The organism is Ectobacillus sp., from assembly GCF_056992975.1.
Map to the genome: position 1 here is coordinate 1 of NZ_JBXKMX010000202.1, position 19830 is coordinate 19830.

At 38.1% G+C, this 19830-nt stretch carries 20 protein-coding genes; 4 read left to right on the plus strand and 16 right to left on the minus strand.

From position 1 onward, the window contains the following. Window positions 1-432 (minus strand): cation:proton antiporter (locus AC11ZT_RS09210; RefSeq protein WP_484059315.1); only part of this gene is annotated, 432 nt, incomplete at its 3' end. A 279-nt stretch (window positions 433-711) separates the two neighbouring features. Between AC11ZT_RS09210 and cbpA the strand changes: the two genes are divergently transcribed. After that, window positions 712-1329, plus strand: coding sequence for a cyclic di-AMP binding protein CbpA (gene cbpA / locus AC11ZT_RS09215; RefSeq protein ID WP_484059316.1), 618 nt, complete (start codon window positions 712-714; stop codon window positions 1327-1329). Window positions 1330-1458: 129 nt separating this feature from the next. Next, a complete protein-coding gene (locus tag AC11ZT_RS09220) occupies window positions 1459-2241 on the plus strand; it encodes a M15 family metallopeptidase (RefSeq protein ID WP_484059317.1) in 783 nt (260 codons plus the stop codon). A gap of 119 nt (window positions 2242-2360) precedes the next feature. On the opposite strand, the gene AC11ZT_RS09225 is transcribed toward AC11ZT_RS09220, so the two are convergent. The 4 genes from AC11ZT_RS09225 to AC11ZT_RS09240 form a co-directional block, all read right to left on the minus strand. Further along, on the minus strand, window positions 2361-2822 hold the full coding sequence (locus AC11ZT_RS09225; protein WP_484059318.1) for an acyl-CoA thioesterase: 462 nt from the start codon (window positions 2820-2822) through the stop codon (window positions 2361-2363). A 62-nt stretch (window positions 2823-2884) separates the two neighbouring features. Beyond that, a complete protein-coding gene (gene sdhB, locus AC11ZT_RS09230; protein ID WP_484059319.1) occupies window positions 2885-3646 on the minus strand; it encodes a succinate dehydrogenase iron-sulfur subunit in 762 nt (253 codons plus the stop codon). After that, on the minus strand, window positions 3639-5441 hold the full coding sequence (sdhA, locus tag AC11ZT_RS09235) for a succinate dehydrogenase flavoprotein subunit (RefSeq protein WP_484059320.1): 1803 nt from the start codon (window positions 5439-5441) through the stop codon (window positions 3639-3641). Before sdhA ends, sdhB begins: the two co-directional genes overlap by 8 nt. A 12-nt stretch (window positions 5442-5453) precedes the next feature. Continuing rightward, window positions 5454-6080: a succinate dehydrogenase cytochrome b558 subunit gene (locus AC11ZT_RS09240; RefSeq protein WP_484059321.1), complete on the minus strand. Its 627-nt coding sequence runs from the start codon at window positions 6078-6080 to the stop codon at window positions 5454-5456. 323 nt (window positions 6081-6403) lie between these two features. On the opposite strand from AC11ZT_RS09240, the gene AC11ZT_RS09245 reads away from it, so the two are divergent. After that, window positions 6404-6856 carry a YslB family protein gene (locus tag AC11ZT_RS09245; RefSeq protein WP_484059322.1) on the plus strand — a complete coding sequence of 151 codons (453 nt, stop codon included), beginning with the start codon at window positions 6404-6406 and terminating at the stop codon, window positions 6854-6856. A gap of 54 nt (window positions 6857-6910) precedes the next feature. On the opposite strand, the gene uvrC is transcribed toward AC11ZT_RS09245, so the two are convergent. From uvrC to AC11ZT_RS09280, 7 genes are all read right to left on the minus strand, one after another. Next, window positions 6911-8698, minus strand: a complete 1788-nt coding sequence (gene uvrC / locus AC11ZT_RS09250) for an excinuclease ABC subunit UvrC (protein ID WP_484059323.1) — start codon at window positions 8696-8698, stop codon at window positions 6911-6913. 193 nt (window positions 8699-8891) lie between these two features. Beyond that, on the minus strand, window positions 8892-9206 hold the full coding sequence (gene trxA / locus AC11ZT_RS09255; protein WP_484059324.1) for a thioredoxin: 315 nt from the start codon (window positions 9204-9206) through the stop codon (window positions 8892-8894). Window positions 9207-9403: 197 nt separating this feature from the next. Then, a complete protein-coding gene (locus AC11ZT_RS09260; protein WP_484059325.1) occupies window positions 9404-10381 on the minus strand; it encodes an electron transfer flavoprotein subunit alpha/FixB family protein in 978 nt (325 codons plus the stop codon). Between the two features lie 52 nt (window positions 10382-10433). After that, window positions 10434-11207, minus strand: a complete 774-nt coding sequence (locus AC11ZT_RS09265; RefSeq protein WP_484059326.1) for an electron transfer flavoprotein subunit beta/FixA family protein — start codon at window positions 11205-11207, stop codon at window positions 10434-10436. A 60-nt stretch (window positions 11208-11267) separates the two neighbouring features. Continuing rightward, the gene (locus AC11ZT_RS09270; RefSeq protein WP_484059327.1) at window positions 11268-12095 is read right to left on the minus strand and encodes an enoyl-CoA hydratase; all 828 of its coding nucleotides are present in this window, start codon (window positions 12093-12095) and stop codon (window positions 11268-11270) included. Beyond that, window positions 12077-12664, minus strand: coding sequence for a TetR/AcrR family transcriptional regulator (locus AC11ZT_RS09275; RefSeq protein WP_484059328.1), 588 nt, complete (start codon window positions 12662-12664; stop codon window positions 12077-12079). The genes AC11ZT_RS09270 and AC11ZT_RS09275 overlap by 19 nt, the downstream gene beginning before the upstream one ends. Window positions 12665-12767: 103 nt before the next feature. Continuing rightward, window positions 12768-14456, minus strand: coding sequence for an AMP-binding protein (locus AC11ZT_RS09280; protein ID WP_484059329.1), 1689 nt, complete (start codon window positions 14454-14456; stop codon window positions 12768-12770). Window positions 14457-14630: 174 nt separating this feature from the next. On the opposite strand from AC11ZT_RS09280, the gene AC11ZT_RS09285 reads away from it, so the two are divergent. Next, complete coding sequence (locus AC11ZT_RS09285) at window positions 14631-15566, plus strand: L,D-transpeptidase family protein (protein ID WP_484059330.1); 936 nt, start codon at window positions 14631-14633, stop codon at window positions 15564-15566. Window positions 15567-15688: 122 nt separating this feature from the next. Here the strand turns inward: AC11ZT_RS09285 and AC11ZT_RS09290 are convergent, their stop codons facing one another. The 4 genes from AC11ZT_RS09290 to AC11ZT_RS09305 form a co-directional block, all read right to left on the minus strand. Then, entirely contained in the window at window positions 15689-16402 is a 714-nt protein-coding gene (locus tag AC11ZT_RS09290) for a sigma-70 family RNA polymerase sigma factor (RefSeq protein ID WP_484059334.1), read from the minus strand. Window positions 16403-16469: 67 nt separating this feature from the next. Next, window positions 16470-17333 carry a MinD/ParA family protein gene (locus AC11ZT_RS09295; protein WP_484059331.1) on the minus strand — a complete coding sequence of 288 codons (864 nt, stop codon included), beginning with the start codon at window positions 17331-17333 and terminating at the stop codon, window positions 16470-16472. Next, the gene (locus AC11ZT_RS09300; protein ID WP_484059332.1) at window positions 17296-18411 is read right to left on the minus strand and encodes a flagellar biosynthesis protein FlhF; all 1116 of its coding nucleotides are present in this window, start codon (window positions 18409-18411) and stop codon (window positions 17296-17298) included. The genes AC11ZT_RS09295 and AC11ZT_RS09300 overlap by 38 nt, the downstream gene beginning before the upstream one ends. Then, window positions 18408-19830: flagellar biosynthesis protein FlhA (locus tag AC11ZT_RS09305; RefSeq protein WP_484059333.1), on the minus strand; the 1423-nt coding region annotated here is incomplete at its 5' end. The genes AC11ZT_RS09305 and AC11ZT_RS09300, both read right to left, overlap by 4 nt.

A 19830-nucleotide genomic window follows, 5' to 3' on the forward strand; every position in this document is an offset into this window, starting at 1 on the left:
GGTATTTCCTTCTTTCGTTTGAAGCTTACCTAGCTCTTTTAAGGATTGAACAGAGATACTTACGCTAGTTGCTGCTAACAAAAGACCTAGAAATAAGGATTGAAGTGTTGTCATTCCAAATGTTATACCAGCAATGTATCCTAATATCATCGGTGCAATTACACCAAATACTCCAACAATTGTCGACGCTTTAGCTGTTTTCTTAAATTCGTCTAAGTCTGTTTCGATCCCGGCTATGAACATCAGAAGAATAACCCCAATCTGTGATAACTGTTGCAAAATATCACTGTTTGAAATAAGTCCCAACACTGATGGACCTAATAGTATGCCAACGAGAAGTTTTCCAAGTACGGACGGCTGCCCAAGTCTCACACTTAAGTGTCCTGCAATTTTAGAAAATAATAATATGATCGCTAGTTGTAGAAGTAGCATGCTTTTCCTCCTTCTTTTTGTTAAAACCTCATAGTCTACTTTTTTTCTTCTAAAAAAGACAAAGAGGAGCCTAAATGACAGGCTCCTCCGACTTACATAACTATTTTTTCTTTCATTATATATGATTTCCAATTTAAAGTATATTATTTCTAAATCATACTACATAAAGACCGCATGTATTCTATACGTTACAAATTCATTATATTTCCTGAAATCCATTTCATTTATTTTTTGTATATTGTATATTTTCTTTAACAACATATAGAGGAGGAATAGACAATGAGGGTGAAAGGTAATTATGTTCCAAAACGAGAAGTACTTTATTTAAAAGAAGATGCTACGTTGAAAGAAGCTTTAGAACATTTAAATAAAACCGGCTATCGTTGTGTTCCCGTCCTAAATACAACTGAAACTAAGTATCTTGGGAATTTGTATAAAGTTGATATTTTAGAACATGCACAATCACTAGATACATCGATTATGGAACTATTAGATGACAAGGATGTTTTTGTATACGAAGATTCCTCTTTTTTTAATGTATTCTTTACGATTAAACGTTTGCCATACATTGCGGTTCTAGATGAAAATCAATCCTTTTTAGGAATCTTGACACATTCGAAGATTTTTGAACTGCTAGAAGATGCGTGGGGCATTCATTCTGGATCGTATACAATTACTGTTGGGATACAGGATTATAATGGTGCCATTGGAAAATTAGCAAAAGTACTTAAAAAGTATTCTGGTATTCAAAGCCTACTTACGTTAGATAATAAAGCTCTCTATGTTCGCCGTCTGATTTTTACGTTAGGAAAAGATTTTACTTCCTCTCAGTTACCTTCCTTACGAGAAGAATTGGAAGAAAACGGTTTTCGGATTATTGATGTACAGAAGTTATAATATTTTAATTAAATATATAGGTAGTCCTTTTTCTTCCTGATGAATTTTCTTCTCATTTCATTGCATAACCGATATAATTTAGAAGAGCATGAAACTCTTTGAATGTAGAAAGGAATAGTTCGAAACGAAATGAAGAAATTTTTACTACCACTACTCATAATCTTTACTATCGTAATATCGTCTATTGTAATCTTTCGTAATTATGTATTAGCTGACAAAGCGAAAGGAAATGCTTCGTCTACACAAAATAGTCAAGGAAGTGCTAGTACAACGAACAGTAAACCTACTTTTCCTGGCTATGATGAAACCTTGCAAAAAGAAGGAGATTCAAACATTGTTACGAATCCATCTTCTCTATTGGTGCTTGTCGATAAACAACGCAAGCTTCCATCCAATTATGTTCCTGAAGATCTCGTAAAGCCGGACGTTCTGTTCAATGCAGGTGAGAAAACTGCTCATCCAACCTTACGTAAAGAAGCGGCTGATGCTTTAGAAAATTTGTTTAAGCAAGCAAAGAAAGACGATATTACATTGTATTTAGTCTCGGGCTATCGGTCATATCAATCACAAGAACAACTGTTTAATTCTTACGTAAAGAAACAAGGAAAGCAAAGTGCCGAGCAGTATAGCGCTCTTCCAGGAACAAGTGAACATCAAACAGGACTGGCTGCTGATGTTACATCTAAATCCTTATTAATGGAATTAAACGAAACGTTTGGTGATACTCCAGAAGGTAAATGGTTAAAAGATCATGCTCATGAATTCGGTTTTATTATTAGTTATCCGGAAGATAAAACCTCTATTACCGGATATGCTTATGAACCATGGCACATTCGATACGTAGGAAATCCACAGGCAACCTATATCTATAATCACCAACTTACATTAGAAGAAGCTGTAAAAAATAAATGATGTAGAAAAGACCGTCAAACTGATAATGTTAGACGGTCTTTTCTATTGAATTTTATTCATTTGTTTTCACCAGTTCTCAAGAAAAAAAAAGGAACAAATTCTTATATCTGTTCACTTTTCTAACGAACGTATTCTTTTTGTAGAAGATCTGCTTTCCATTCTTCTGACCATGGAAAGCCCCTCCCAGTGGCCTTATTTACTTGAACCATTGTACTACGACCAACTGCTGTAATATCACCTGGCTCATTTTTAATCATAAAATGAAGTTCTACAGAGGATGTTCCTACCTTATGTACCTTAATGTACACCTTTAGATCCTCATCATAAAACACTTGATGCACGTAGTCACATTGCATGCTGGCTACAACAATAATCTTCTCCGCATCCTTTTTCATCCACTCTTCAGTAAACCCAAACTGCTTGAAAAGTTCTAGACATGCATCTTCAAAATATGTGAACGTTTTTTTATTGTTCAAATGTCCGAACATATCCGTATCAGAAAATCGTACTTTACGCGGAATGAAAAAAGAAAATTCTTTTTCCCATGCTGTCAAATCATCAATGTACGAAATATCCTTCACTTGTTAACTCTCCTTAGAAAAATCGCCCCTTCCCTTTATAAGGGAAGAGGCAACACAACATATTAGTAGTTATTATCGCTACCGAAAAAGTCTTTGAATGATTGAATAGATGTTTCACGATTAAGTGCTGCAATAGAAGTCGTAAGAGGAATTCCCTTAGGACAAGATTGAACACAGTTTTGTGAATTACCGCAGTTTGCAAGACCGCCGTCACCCATAAGTGCATGCAAGCGATCTGCCTTATGCATTGCACCAGTTGGATGTGAATTAAATAAGCGTACTTGTGAAAGCGGAGCTGGTCCGATAAAGCTAGCGTTGCTATTTACATTCGGACATGCTTCTAAACAAACACCACAAGTCATACATTTAGAAAGTTCATAAGCCCATTGACGTTTTTTCTCAGGCATTCTTGGTCCTGGTCCTAAATCATATGTTCCGTCAATTGGAATCCAAGCCTTTACTCTCTTAAGTGCATTAAACATTCTGCTACGATCGATTTGTAGGTCGCGAATAACAGGGAATGTTTTCATTGGTGCTAAACGAACAGGTTGTTCTAATTTATCGATTAGTGCTGTACAAGATTGACGAGGCTTTCCATTAATAACCATGGAGCAAGCACCACATACTTCTTCTAAGCAGTTCATATCCCAAGCTACAGGTACTACTGTATTCCCCTTTACATCAACTGGGTTACGACGAATTTCCATTAACGCTGAAATAACATTCATATTTGGGCGATAAGGAACTTCAAATTCTTGTTCGTATGGTGCAGAGTCTGGGGAATCTTGTCTCGTAATAATAAAACGAACTGTTTTATCAGACATGTTGCTTATCTCCCTTCGAATCTATTTCATCTGGCTTTTTAGCCTTTTCGTGTAGTGTTGTGTAATCACGTTTACGTGGTGCAATAAGAGATGTATCTACATCTTTATAGCTTAATTTTGGTGCACGACTTGTAGCATCGAAATTAGCCATTGTATGTTTTAAGAAGTTATCATCATCGCGTTCTGGGAATTCTGGCTTGTAATGCGCGCCGCGACTTTCATTACGGTTATATGCTCCAAGTGTAATAACACGAGCTAAATCAAGCATATTTTCTAACTGACGAGTAAAGGAAGCACCTTGGTTACTCCATTTTGTCGTATCTGTAATATTAATTTTCTTATAACGTTCCATAAGTTCTTGAATTTTATTGTCAGTTTCTAATAAAGTTTTGTTGTAACGAACAACCGTTACGTTATTAGTCATCCATTCTCCAAGCTCTTTATGAAGTACATATGCATTTTCATTACCATCAAGAGATAGAATATTATTATAGCGTTCTGTTTCAGCTAAAACATGTTGTTCAAATACTTTAGAAGAAACGGAATCAGTGGAGTGCTCAAGACCTTGAATATAATTAACTGCATTTGGTCCAGCAATCATACCACCGTAAATAGCAGATAACAATGAATTTGCACCTAAGCGGTTTCCACCGTGCATAGAGAAATCACACTCACCAGCTGCAAACACACCAGGGATACTTGTATGTTGTTCATAATCAACCCATAGTCCGCCCATTGAATAGTGAACCGCAGGGAAAATTTTCATTGGTACTTTACGAGGGTCATCACCAGTAAATTTTTCATAAATTTCGATGATTCCACCAAGCTTAATATCAAGTTCCTTTGGATCTTTATGAGAAAGGTCAAGATAAACCATGTTTTCCCCGTTAATTCCTAGCTTCAAGTCAATACAAGCATGGAAAATTTCACGCGTTGCAATATCACGAGGAACAAGGTTACCATATGCAGGGTATTTTTCTTCTAAGAAATACCAAGGCTTACCATCTTTATATGTCCAAATACGACCGCCTTCACCACGTGCTGATTCACTCATTAGACGAAGCTTGTCATCTCCAGGAATAGCAGTTGGGTGAATTTGAATAAATTCGCCGTTCGCATAAGTTGCACCTTGCTTGTACACAGCTGCAGCTGCAGTACCCGTGTTAATCATAGAGTTAGTAGATTTTCCGAAAATAATTCCTGGTCCACCACTTGCCATAATAACCGCATCAGCAGGGAAGCTTTTAATTTCCATAGAAGTTAAGTTTTGTGCAACGATCCCTTTACATACGCCTGCATCATCAAGAACAAGACGAAGGAATTCCCATCCTTCATACTTTGTTACAAGTCCTGCTACTTCTTGACGACGTACTTGTTCGTCAAGTGCGTATAGTAATTGTTGTCCAGTCGTTGCTCCAGCAAATGCTGTTCTGTGGAATTGCGTTCCACCAAAACGACGGAAGTCAAGTAATCCTTCTGGAGTACGGTTAAACATTACTCCCATACGATCCATTAAGTGAATAATTCCAGGAGCAGCATCAGCCATACCCTTTACAGGCGGTTGATCCGCTAAGAAGTCCCCACCATATACAGTATCATCGAAGTGATCCCAAGGTGAATCCCCTTCACCCTTCGTATTAACAGCACCGTTAATACCACCTTGTGCACAAACTGAGTGAGAACGTTTTACTGGAACTAATGAAATTAAGTCAACTTTCATTCCAGCTTCTGTAGCCTTAATTGTTGCCATTAGGCCTGCTAAGCCACCGCCAACTATTACTAGTTTTCCTTCCATCTCTTCCACTCCTTACATATTTGCTAGCTGTGGATCTACAAACGCAAACAATGAACTTACTCCAACAATAGAAAGAGCAATAAATATAGCCATTGTTATATACGTAGAAATACGTTGTGAGCGAGGTGAAACTGTAATTCCCCAACTAACACAGAATGACCATAAGCCGTTAGAAAGGTGAAAAATTGCAGATACTACACCCACTACATAAAACGCAAACATAGCTGGGTTTTCTAAAATGTGTTTCATCATATCAAAGTTAACTGTTTGACCTAATGCTGCTTGAATTCTCGTTTCCCAAATGTGCCAAGCAAGGAAGATTAGTGTAAATACTCCTGAAACACGTTGAAGTATGTACATCCAGTTACGGAAAAATCCAAACCGATTGACATTGCTAGTACCAGTAAAGGCAATATATAACCCATATACTGCATGATATAACAATGGTAAAAAGATAACAAAGATTTCTAGGAAAGTTCGGAATGGCAAGTTTTCCATAAATAATGCAGCTTGGTTAAATGCTGAAGCCCCTCCAGTTGCAAAGTGGTTTACTACCATATGTTGTGTCAAGAAGAGCCCTACTGGAATTACTCCCAGCAAAGAATGCCATTTACGATATCCATATTCACGGCCTTTCATTTCCCCATTACCCCCTCGAAGTTTAGCTAAGATCATAAATTAAGACATAATAATAGTGTTTTTCTCCTTTTATTGTAAAGAAAAACGGTATAAGTATTCAAAATATTTGAGCATAATTTATGACAAGTTCATTTTACTCCTATTCTTTAGATAGCGTCAAGAAAACGGATTCATAATTTTCACAAAAAGTTTAAAAAACATATATATTTCGTATTAAATATGTATAATATTAGCAAGTTTTTTATGAAAGTGCGAATAAATAGAAGTGTCTCTTTTTAGGAAATGTTATATAATATTCTCTGAAAAGAAAGAGGGGAAATACTGTGAGTAAACTTGTGACTCAAGATGAATTAAATAATATACCAATCCATCCTCTTGCAGTTCAATTACTTCGAGATGATTTAATACCAGATTTACTTGGTCAAGAAGCCGACCGCATTTTATACTGGGCTGGAAAAAGCTTAGTCCATCGTTACCCACTAGAAACCATAGAAGATATTATTGCTTTTTTTGATAAGGTTTGTTGGGGTACACTAACGGTAACGGAACAAAAGAAAAATGAAATGCACTTTCAATTAATGAGTCCTTTTATTTCAGAACGATATCAGAAGAAACAAAGCACTACCTATCAATTAGAAGCAGGATTTCTTGCAGGGCAGATTCAAAAACAACGAGGTGTTACCGCGGAAACATATGAGGATCAGAAAAAACGAACAGAAAAAGTTCAATTTATTGTTCAGTGGGATCCAAAAGATATAGTGGACGCTGAAATGTGAAACCTTGAGATTCCCTCGGTAGAGGAGACTTTCTACCGAGAGAATTATACACGTCTATGCTCCATCTCCATTATTATGAAAATGCTCATAAATTACGGAAGCAATATTCTTCGGCATACCTGCCATACAAATGTCATCTATCGATGCCTCTTTTAATTTTTTTAATGAGCCGAAATACTTAAGCAAGGATTTCTTTCGTTTCTCACCAATTCCAGAAATTTGGTCTAATTCTGATGAAATAGCTGATTTTCCATGAAGCTGACGATGAAACGTAATGGCAAATCGATGCACTTCATCTTGTATACGCTGAAGTAAATAAAATTCCTGACTGTTTCTTCCTAACTCCACTGGAATCGGCGGATTCCCAATTACAAGCTGCGAAGTGCGGTGTTTATCATCCTTTATTAACCCTGCAATAGGAATATGCAAATTTAGTTCATTAGCTAACACATCTTCTGCTGCTGCTAGTTGCCCTTTTCCCCCGTCAATAACAATTAAGTCCGGTAACGGTAGCTGTTCTTTTAACGCACGTGAATATCTTCTTCGGACCACTTCCCGCATGGATTCATAATCATCTGGACCTTGTACGGTTTTTATTTTATATTTTCGATACTCTTTTTTCGCTGGCTTTCCATCTATAAATACAACCATAGCAGAAACTGGATTGCTTCCTTGAATATTCGAATTATCGAAGGCTTCTATTCGAAGCGGTGTAGGAATGTTTGCCTGTAGTCCTAGATTTTCAACAGCCTTAATGGTGCGTTCCTCATCACGCTCAATTAACTGAAATTTTTCCTCTAGTGCGATGCACGCATTTTTAGCAGCTAATTCTACTAATTCTTTCTTTTTCCCCTTTTTCGGCTGCACTGCTTCTACTTCTAGAAACTTTGTTACAATGTCATGGTCGATACTATTTGGCAAGACTATTTCTTTTGGTTTGACATTTTGATCTTGCGCATAAAATTGACCGATAAACGTTAGAAACTCTTCTTCCGGTTCATCGTAAATGGGAAACATTGAAACATCACGTTCGATAAGCTTTCCACGGCGTACGAAAAATACTTGTACGCACATCCATCCTTTATCTACAGCATAGCCAAATACGTCGCGGTCGACCAGATCTGCCATGAGCATTTTCTGCTTCTCCATCAAGGAATCGATGTATGCAATTTGATCACGTAATTCTTTTGCTCGCTCAAATTCAAGCTTTTCGGAAGCTTCATACATTTTCTTCTCCAAATCTTGACGTATTTCACTTTGTCCGCCACTTAAAAATCGAATGATTTCATCCACATTCTGTTTATTCTCTTCTTCTGTAACATCCTTCACGCAAGGAGCTAGGCACTGTCCCATATGATAATACAAGCATACCTTATCCGGAATATGAGCGCATTTTCGAAGCGGATACATCCGGTCAAGCAACTTCTTTGTTTCATATGCCGCCTGCGAATTCGGATAGGGGCCGAAATATTTTCCTTTATCCTTTTTTACATTTCTTGTTATAAGAAGACGAGGATGAGCTTCATTTGTAATTTTAATAAACGGATAGCTCTTATCATCCTTGAGCATAATATTATACTTTGGATCATATTTTTTGATTAAATTCATTTCGAGTATAAGTGCCTCTAAATTAGAGGATGTGACAATATATTCAAAATCGACGATTTCATTTACCAGTCGATATGTTTTACCATCATGGGTGCCTGTAAAATACGATCGTACTCGGTTTTTCAGGACCTTTGCTTTCCCTACATAAATGATCGTTCCTTGCTTATCTTTCATTAAATAGCAGCCAGGCTGATCAGGTAAAATTGCAAGCTTTTCGCGTAAATGCTCTTTCATCCACAGCAACTCCCTCTAGCAAACCTAATATTCTAATTTATACAAATACCATCTATACAAAACGTATGTTCCTTCATTGTATAGCAAGTTGTAGAAAAATGAAATGAAAACGCGAAAATCATGTGGGGTTATAGATTGAGGGCAGATGAAGGACTTCAGAAAAAATCCGGCGTGTGTACGCCGGATTTTTATCTTATATATGTTTAGAAACAAGAGCTAGTAAAGATTCCTTTGGTTGGTAACCTAGTGTTTTCTCTACAACTTCGCCATCTTTCATTACAAATAGAGACGGAATGCTCATAACTTGAAATTTTACTGCTGTTTCTTGGTTTTCATCAACATCTACTTTAACGATCTTTACTTTATCGCCTAGTTCTTCTGCCATTTCTTCTAACACAGGTGCAATCATTTTACAAGGTCCGCACCAAGGAGCCCAGAAATCTACCATTACAAGACCTTCTGCAGTTTCAGCTGCAAACGTTTGGTCAGTTGCTTTTACAATTGCCATTGTAAGTCCCCCTTACTAATTATAAGTCTATTCAGAAGTATACCATTTACTATTCATCATAGCGAATAATATGTATCAATCCATAGTATAACCAGTTATCATCCATTGCTATGCTTTTTTCCTTACAGAATGAAGAAAAACGAGAACTAATCCTCGTTTTTCTCACAAGAATATATAGGGTGCACCGCTACTCCGCGTTATGAATGAACCTTTAGCTTTTTAAACTCTTCTGTTAAAAGGGGAACAACTTCGAATAAATCTCCAACGATTCCGTAATCAGCTACTTTAAAAATATTTGCTTCTGGATCTTTATTAATAGCTACAATGATTTTGCTATTTGACATACCTGCTAAATGCTGTATCGCTCCAGAAATACCACATGCAATGTATAAATCTGGTGTTACAATTTTCCCGGTTTGACCAATTTGCAAAGAATAATCACAATACTCAGCATCACATGCTCCGCGAGAAGCTCCGACTGCTGCCCCCAGAACATCTGCTAGCTCTTGTAATGGTTCAAAGCCTTCTGTACTTTTAACGCCGCGTCCTCCTGAAACGATGATCTTTGCTTCGGACAAATCCACACCTTCCGTCGCCTTACGAACAACGTCTTTAATCACTGTACGAATATTTTCGATAACAACCGCAACAGATTTTACTTCTCCAGTCCGCGTAGCGTCTTTTACAAGGGGAGAAATATTATTCGGACGAACAGTTGCAAGTAATAGGCCATCCGTTATAATTTTCTTTTCAAATGCCTTTCCCGAATAAATAGGACGCGTAAACACAACGTTTCCTCCTGCAATTTCTACACCAGTTACATCAGAAACGAGCCCAGCTGCTAGTCTAGCTGCTATTTTAGGAGACAAATCCTTGCCTATAGCCGTATGGCCCAATACAATACCATCTGGCTTTTCCTCTTTTACGACCGCTAATATAGCTTGTGCATAGCCATCGGACGAATACGCTTTCAATTCACTATCTTCCACAGTTATCACACGTGTTGCTCCGTAGGCAATCAACTCATCAGCAAAGGAAGCAACATTTTCACCGATAAGTAATCCAATGATTTCTCCACCCTCTGCTATTATGCTTGCTGCTGAAATTGCTTCAAACGAAACATTTCGCAAAGCCCCTTCGCGTACCTCTGCTATTGCTAGTATTGTACGAGCCATCAATACCCCTCCTATTTTTTCTTTCATTTTCTAATATAGTAATGCGATAAAATTAAACAATCTTTGCTTCTGTGTGAAGTAATGCTACGAGTTCCTTTGCTTGATCCGAAAGATCCCCTTGCAATATTTTTCCTGCATCCTTTTTAGGGGGTAGGTAGATTTCAATAGTTTTTGTCTTAGCTTGTACATCATCTTCATCCAAATCTAAATCATCCAATTCTATTTCTGTTAACGGCTTTTTCTTCGCCTTCATAATTCCTGGTAAAGACGGATAGCGTGGTTCATTTAAACCTTGCTGAGCGGTTGCTAAAAGGGGAAGCGCTACCTCGACAATTTCTGTATCTCCTTCCACATCGCGCTCAATCGTTGCTGTTTGATCATTAATCGTCAATTTTGTTATGGTGGTTATGTACGGAATACCAAGCGCCTCCGCAACGCGCGGACCAACCTGTCCATTTCCCCCATCAATTGCAACATTTCCACCCAGAATTAAATCAGGTGACTTGTCTTTTAAATACTGAGCAAGAACAGTTGCTGTCGTAAATGCATCAATTTCTTCCAAGTCATCAACTACATTTAGCAAAACCGCTTTGTCGCACCCCATAGCCAAAGCTGTTCGTAGTTCTTTTTCAGCATCCTCGCCATCTACTGTTATGACCGTAACCTCTCCGCCTTTTGCATCACGAACTTGAATCCCTTCTTCAATTGCATACTCATCATATGGATTAATAATAAAAGAAGCTTCTTCTTCATAAATAGAACCATTTTTAATCACTACTTTTTCTTCTGTATCAAATGTGCGTTTCATAAGTACATAAATGTTCATTTTCTTCCCCCTCCACATCTTATTTTCAAATTTTTCAGTTTTCTATAATGAATTTATTACTTATTTCGTATTAAAGGCTGGCTTACGTTTCTCTAGAAATGCAGAAACTCCTTCTCTTCCATCCTCAGATGTGAATACTTCACCAAATAGCTGCGCTTCCCGTATCACACCGTCATAATATGCTGCTGTTTTCGTTGTCTGTACTAGCTCGAGAACGGCACTAACGGAAGACGGACTTTTCGCTGCAGCCTTCTTTGCTAACAGAAGCGCTTCCTCTACTAGATGTTCTTCTGAGTAGCATTGATTAGCTAATCCATACTGCACGGCCTGTTTACCAGTGATGGGTTCACCCGAAACCATTATTTCTAGCGCCTTTGCTTTCCCAACATAACGAACCAATCGTTGCGTCCCTGCGAAACCTGGAATAATACCTAAATTAAGTTCAGGAAGTCCAAGTTTTGCCTGCTCACTTACGATTCGTATATGGCAAGACATCGCAAACTCAAGTCCTCCGCCTAACGCAGCCCCATGAATGGCAGCAATGATTAGCTTTGGATAATTCTCCACTTTTTCAAATACAAGCTGTCCATTGCGTGATAATTCCGTAGCTTCCTCCGCATTTTCTATCTTTGTAAATTCTCGAATGTCAGCTCCTGCAGAGAAGAACTTTCCTTCCCCATGAAACACAAGAACCTGTACATTTTCATCGTGTTCTAAGTTATCTAAAACTTCATTCAGTTCTTTGATAAGCTGAGACGACATAGCATTCACAGGCGGATGATTAATGGTAACGACCGCAATTCTTTCTTGCTTGGCTACTGATAAGAAATTCACTTTTGTTCCTCCCTTTTCCCCTTCGAATTTAATGACTATCCTCTGTACGCACATGCTCCTACTAACAGTTGATGGACTGTTTTTGAAAGGGCTATAAGATCATATTTATGTTCTTTCATTACCCAATTTGTAGCCACTTCATCAATTGTTCCGAAAATCATTTGTCTTGTTACACGAATATCTAAATCGCTTCGAAATTCTTGTTGACGAATACCGAGCCGTACAATCTCATCGATGCATTGTAAATACCCCTTTAATACATCATTGATTTTTGCACGTAATGCTTTGTTCGTTTGCCGAAGTTCGAGCTGTGTAACAATCGCTAAATGATAATTTTCAGAGAGCAATTTGAAATGTGTTTCCACCAACATATATAACTTCTCTACTGCGCTTCCAATTCCTTCCGTTTCCACTTGAATTTTTTCAATAAAATTTCCCATTTTTTCTTGAAAAAGAGATATTAAGATATCTTCCTTGTTTTTAAAATATAAATAGATCGTACCGTCTGCTACGCCTGCCTGCTTGGCAATCTTCGAAACCTGTGATTGATGATATCCATTTTCTGCAATAACAACTACTGCTGCATCAATGATTTGATTATATTTTGGTTTATGATTATTCATTATGTAAGTCCCTCCAAGAAGAAAAGTGAATGACTATTCATTCATGATTTTATAGTACAGATTATTTAAAAACCTGTCAATATACCGATTAAAAAAAGGGCTTTTATGAGCCCGTATCATGTTCATCCTCTATTTTTTTTCGTTCTTCATCTATGAGCACCCTTCGTAATATTTTACCGACCATCGTTTTCGGTAATTCATCTCGAAATTCATACAACCTTGGTACTTTATATGCCGCTAGGTAGCTCCTTGCATATTGATTAATCTCTTCAGATGTACAGGTGACTCCGTCCTTTAAAACGATAAATGCTTTTACAGTTTCACCCCGGTACGGATCCGGAACACCAATAACAGCTACCTCTCTTATTTTATCATATTCATATAATACTTCTTCTATTTCACGAGGATATATATTAAAGCCACTTGCTACAATCATATCCTTCTTTCGATCGATAATGTAAAAAAATCCATTCTCATCCATGTAGCCAACATCACCTGTTAATAACCAACCATCTTGAAAAATCGCAGCTGTTTCTTCAGGTTTGTTCCAATATCCCTTCATGACTTGTGGACCTTTCACAACAATTTCGCCAACCTCCATTGGGGGTAGTGAATCACCTGTTTCCAGTGACAGAATCCTCGCCTCAGTATCCGGCCACGGTACGCCGATGCTACCTGTGACTCGCTTTCCCCATAAAAAATTACTATGCGTCACAGGGGAGGATTCTGTTAGCCCGTATCCTTCTACTAATTTTCCCCCTGTTATCCTCTCAAACTTCTCTTGTACTTCTGCCGGTAAAGGTGCTGATCCACTAAGACATGCTTTTATAGAAGAAAGATCATATTGCTGCAAATTAGGATGATGCAGCAGAGCAATATACATCGTTGGCGCTCCTGGAAATAAAGTTACACGGTGCTTTTTGATCATACTTAATATCATTTCCACATCAAACTTAGGTATCAAAATCATTTTATACGCCTGCATAATAGATAGATTCATTACCGTCATCATACCGTATACATGAAAAAAAGGAAGGGCGCCCAGAATAACTTCCTCACCAGGTTTACAATTATAGAGCCAGTGAATTGCCATCCTTGTATTGCTAACTAAGTTTCGATGGGTTAGCATAACTCCTTTCGGAAATCCAGTCGTTCCACCTGTATATTGAAGTAATGCTATATCTTCCGTTGCACATGGTACTTCTTGGAGTGGAAGTGGATAATCCATCATTTCCTTCCAAACGATAACCTGTTCCTTTTCCTTCAGATTTGCTTTAGTGGGACGTTTATTTCGGTTTGAGTATGCATATAGGATTTGTTTCGGGAAGGGTAGAAAATCTGCAATACTAGTTACGATGCAATGATGTAAAGATGTGGAGGACATGATGTTTTCTACCTTATTATATAATAGGTCTAGACATAAAATGACGCTTGCAGCGCTATCATAAAGCTGATATTGTAGCTCGCGCTCTGTGTAAAGTGGGTTTGTTTGAACAACGATGCCGCCTGCGAGTAACGTACCGTAGTATCCGATTACTGCTTGAGGACAATTTGGTAACATAATAGCTACCCGGTCCCCTTTTTTAATACCTATATTTTGTAAATAAGCAGCAAAGACCAACGCCTGCTCATATACTTGTTGAAAGGTCAGTTCCTTTCCTAAAAAATAAAGCGCTTTCTTTTCTGGGTACTCTAGTGCAGTCTGTTTTAAGTACTCCTGTAATGATTTATTTCCATAAACAATAGAATGAGGAATTTCCTGCGGATAACTTGTAAGCCACCGTTTTTCCATACAGCCTCCTCCTTATTTTTCTAATTATTCTAACTATTACTAGTATATATGATGGACATAGCATCGGACAAAGATGTTTTTTTCGACATTAACCAACAAGTTTGCACCACATTAAGGTTCATTCGATTATACTAATCCTATATAGATTGTATTTCCCATAGGAGGAGCGAAGTAATGATAAAAGGTCTGTGGAACTTATTTATGAAGAGAAAATGGCTTTCTATCGGAATTATATTGGTTATATTAGTAGGCGCAACTTCACTATTTGTCTATAATGCCAAGAGTAAGGAAGCGGCTTTGCAGGTAGCGCAACAAGAACAAACTGCAAAGCAAAAGCTGTTAGATGAACAAAAAGCACAAGAGCAAAAGAGATTGGAGGAAGAGAAAAAATTGGAAGAACAAAAAAAAGCTGAGGAACAAAGGAAGGCAGATGATTTAAAAGCTGCCGAGGAGAACAAACAAAAGGAACAACAATCATCAAATGCAACTAATATTGTAAATGCACCTTCCACAACTGTTGCAGATTCTTTCAAAACCGTAGAACAAAATAAACAAATTATATTGGTGACGACAAAAGGTTATGGAACAAGTGAAGCATACATACGTACCTTTGAACGAGATGCAAATGGGCATTTTAATACCATTCTCGGCATGGATGGGTATATTGGAAAAAATGGATTTGCCTCTGTAATGAGTGAGGGTGGATCTGCTTCTCCGCGCGGAAAATATACCATTACCACGGCATTTGGAATTCCAAGTAACCCTGGAACAAAGCTTCCGTACCGACAAATTACTGATGATGATGTATGGGTCGATGACTCCAATTCTTCTTTATATAACACATGGCAAAAAAAATCACAAAACAACGGTCGATGGTCGTCTGCTGAAAATATGAATATTCCGCAGTACAAATACGGATTCGTCATCAACTACAACACAGATCGTATACCTGGAAAAGGAAGTGCCATATTCTTTCACATTAGTGATACCTACACACTCGGATGCACAGCAACAACCGAAAGCAATGTACTCCGCATATTACGATGGATCGACCCAAGTAAAAACCCAATCATTATACAAGCACCAGAATCAGAACTAGGGAATTATTAAATAAAAAAGCGGACCCGGCTTGCTCAGCTCCGGAGGTTGGAAGTTCCTCCCCCATAAAGGCGCTTTTTGCCTTTACTGGGGGAGGGTTTTCTTATTAGAAGAAAATTTCTTCATATATTTACCTACAACTCCATCCCTTCCTTTTCAATGATTGCTCGTAATCGTTTCATCGCTTGTGTATGAAGTTGTGAAATACGAGATTTATGAAGTCCCATAACATGCCCCGTTTCGGTCACATTTAAGTTTTCATAATAGATTAGGGAAAGGACGAGCTTTTCTTTATACGGCAGGTTATCGATTAGCTCAGCCAATCGTTGCTTCCGTTCCTTCTCTAGCACCCATTCCTCTTGCTTCGGATAATACATATCTACCACTGTTTGAAGCTTAGAATGTGATTCATCCTCTTCCTTTAATGGCTCATCTAATGATTCATATTTCATAACGGACAACTGCATTCTCGTTTTTTCGTATTCTGCAAGAGTGATTCCTAAATATTCGCTCATTTCCTCTGATTTTGGATGACGCATATAAGATTGTTCCAATGTTTCGAATGCTTCTCGAAAACGCTTTTCCTTCTGTCGCATAGAACGAGATGCTGTATCTGATTTTCTCAAGCCATCTAGTATTTCTCCGCGAATTCGATGTGCAGCGTAGCTTTCAAACGTATTGTCATGTGTTGCATCAAATTTTTGAATAGCATCCCATAGCCCGATCATTCCTAGTGAGTGGAGTTCATTTTCATCTGCCTGTGTTGATAATCTCTTTTTCATTTGCGAAACAATCATACGAACTAACGGAGTATAACGTGTAATTAAGTCTTCCTCAGTTCCTTGCATCAAATTCCCCACTCCCCTACCTTCGAATATCTTTTAACTGCTCATAGCTCAAACACCAAGCCATCAGCTATTTAAATAGCATGGAAAACTTCTTTAAAAATCCTTTTACCCCTTGATTCTCCTCATTTGTAGGAGTACCCGCCACATAACGTTTGACGAGGCGCTGTAAATCACCCGATGCATGACAATGTGGATAAGCAGCCAAAAATGGAACTTGTTTTTGTACTGCCTTTCGCACAGCAGGATCATCTGCAATCGCACCAAATATATGTAATTCATGATGTAAGAACTGCTCAAATACCAATTTAAATTTACTAGCTACATCAATACCTTCAGCCCGGGTAGCAATTCGGTTAATTATAAGCTGAAAGGATAAGTTTTGATTACTTGCATGCAATATTTTCGCAACAGAGTATGCATCTGCAATCGATGTCGGCTCAGGTGTAGTTAGCAGAAAGATTTCATCTGCAGCCAAATGACATTGCAGCGACTCCTCTGTTAGACCAGCGCCTGTATCAATGATGATATAGTCTGCATAATCGTGAAGTTTTTCTAGTTCTTGAAAGAAATAGGTCCGTTCCTCTTCATTGAAAGATGTAAGGGATTCAAAACCTGTTCCACCCGCTACATATTCAACTCCTTCTATACCCGTCTCAAGAGCATCCCAAATCGTTCGTTGATCCTTAACCATATCAATTAAATTGTATTTCGGTATAACTCCCATTAAAATATGTAAATTGGCCATACCTATATCAAAGTCAATGACGACCACTTTTTTACCACATTCTTTTAAAGCAATCGCAAAGTTTAAGGCAAAGTTCGACTTTCCAACGCCGCCCTTTCCACTAGCAATAGTCAGCACACGGGAAAGGTGAGACGACTGCTTGCTTTTGTCATATAATTCTCTCAAACGATGTGCTTGGTCTTGCATCCTCATCTACTCCTAGTATTTTTTTCGCTATATATGTAGCATCTGGAACGATAATATCTTGTGGTACACCTTGCCCCGTTCCAATATAAGACAACGGATACGGATAATGATAGACCATATTTAATATCGCACCGTAACAGCTCGTTTCGTCCCATTTTGTAACGATTAGCTTATCAATCGGAACTCCACTCATTTTATCCACAATTATTTTCATATCTTTCCATCTCGTTGTCATGGAGAGAACTAAATAATTTTCTTGTGGGTATTCCTGTTCGAGATAATGATTTATATCGTCTACATTAGCAGCATCCAAATAATTACGACCAGCACTGTCCATAAATACAATTTGACAATTTTCTAATTTCTTAAGAGATGGTTTCAATTCGTCGCTACTAGATACAACTTGTAACGGTACATTTAATATATTGGCGTACGTTCGTAATTGATCAACTGCAGCAATCCGGTACGTGTCGGTTGTAAGTAAGCCGACTCGTTGCCTTTGCTGTAACATATGGATGGCGGACAATTTGGCAATCGTCGTTGTTTTCCCAACTCCAGTTGGTCCCAGTAGCGTGATGACGTAAGAATCGGTGCGTGTTTCATTTGTAATTCCTTCTACTAGAAGTTGTTCCACAATAGCTAGTAAGGTTTCTTTGATTTCTTTTTCCTGTATATAATCTAAGTTTTTATGAATCATATCTACTTTTTTCATAATATATTGGATGACTTCACGGTCCACTTCTTGCTCTTGTAGTCTCTCTATCCATTTACCTAGTTTTGCATGTGATTTTTCTTCCGTCATTGCATGTATAAGTTGTTTCATTTCTGCTAGTTCTTTCATTACTGAGTCATTCGCATTGGTAGCAGGAAAACTTGGCTCATATTCCGTTTTTACCTCTGTTACTTTTCCTAATCCTGATGCCGCTACGACTTCCACTTGTTTTCTACCAAATAGACCAAACAGTCCTTTTGATCGTATTGCTGTTGTCTTGAGAATAATTGCCTCATTTCCTAAGTCGCGTAGAATCATCGGATATGCTTCTTCTATATGGTGCACCAAATAGGTTTTAATTTTCATAGATTCACCACTCCAACGCTTTGTACTTCCACATCAGGCTCAAGCTCGTTATAAGATAAGATTGGAATATTTGCTAACGCATGTTCGGTAATTTGACGAATATACATTCGAATACCAGATGAAGAAACAATAATAGGCTGTATCCCCATTTGAATCGTTTGCTGTACGGTTTCCCCTACTGATTGTACAATTCGATTGGTCGTCTCAGGATCAAGGGAGAGAATATCCCCATGCTCTGTATGAACAATGGCCTCTGCCATTTTCTTTTCTACTTCTGCCCCTACCCGAACAGCATGTATCACACCATTTTGTGAATATTGATGTGTCAATTGACGAGCAAGTGCCTGTCTCACATATTCTGCAAGAATATCATGATTTTTCGTATAGACGGCGTAATCTGCAATGGCTTCAAAAATAACAGATAGTGTACGAATCGACACTCGTTCCTTTAATAGCTTTTGCAATATTTTTTGAATATCGCCTATCGAAAGCACTTGTGGTATCACTTCTTCCACTACAGATGGATTGCTTTCTCGTAAATGATCAATCAGTTGTTTTGTTTCTTCTCTTCCTAAGATTTCGTGTGCATACTTTTTAATTGTTTCGGAAAGATGCGTACTAATTACAGAAGATACATCTACAACTGTAAACCCATACAATTCTGCTTGTTCCTTCATATTCTCATCAATCCACAAGGCTGGAAGTCCGAAAGTCGGTTCAACAGTTTCAATACCTTCGATGCCATAATCCTCTCCGCCTTGATTAAGCATCAGATAGTGATCCAACAGAATTTCTCCGCCTGCTACTTTATTGCCTTTTAATTTAATGATGTATTCATTTGGCTTTAGCTGAATATTATCCCGTATTCGAATGACAGGAACGACTAGTCCAAGTTCAAGCGCAAATTGTCTGCGAATCGCTACAATACGATCCAACAAGTCACCGCCTTGGTTTGTATCGGCTAGCGGAATCAATCCAATCCCAAACTCAAACTCGATTGGATCTTCCTGCAGGAGTGAAAAAACACTTTCTGGCTTTCGAACATCATCTAATTCTTGTTCCGATTGTAAGTCCTCTTCTTTCTCTTCTAATTTCGAGGCATTTCTTTGCATGGCATAACCAGCATAGGCAAGCAAGCCTGCTATGCCCCATGTAACGACAATCCCAATGGGGGTAAGAAGACCAAGCAAAGCAATGACACCTGCTACGACATATAGTAAATTAGGATAGGAAAACAACTGTCCTGCTATATCTTCTCCTAGATTACCATCTGATGAAGCTCTCGTTACAACAATACCCGTTGCCGTAGATATCAATAGAGCTGGAATTTGGCTTACCAGACCATCCCCAACAGAAAGGAGAGTAAACGTAGTAAGCGAAGAATTAAAATCCATACCGTGCATCGTCATCCCAATGATA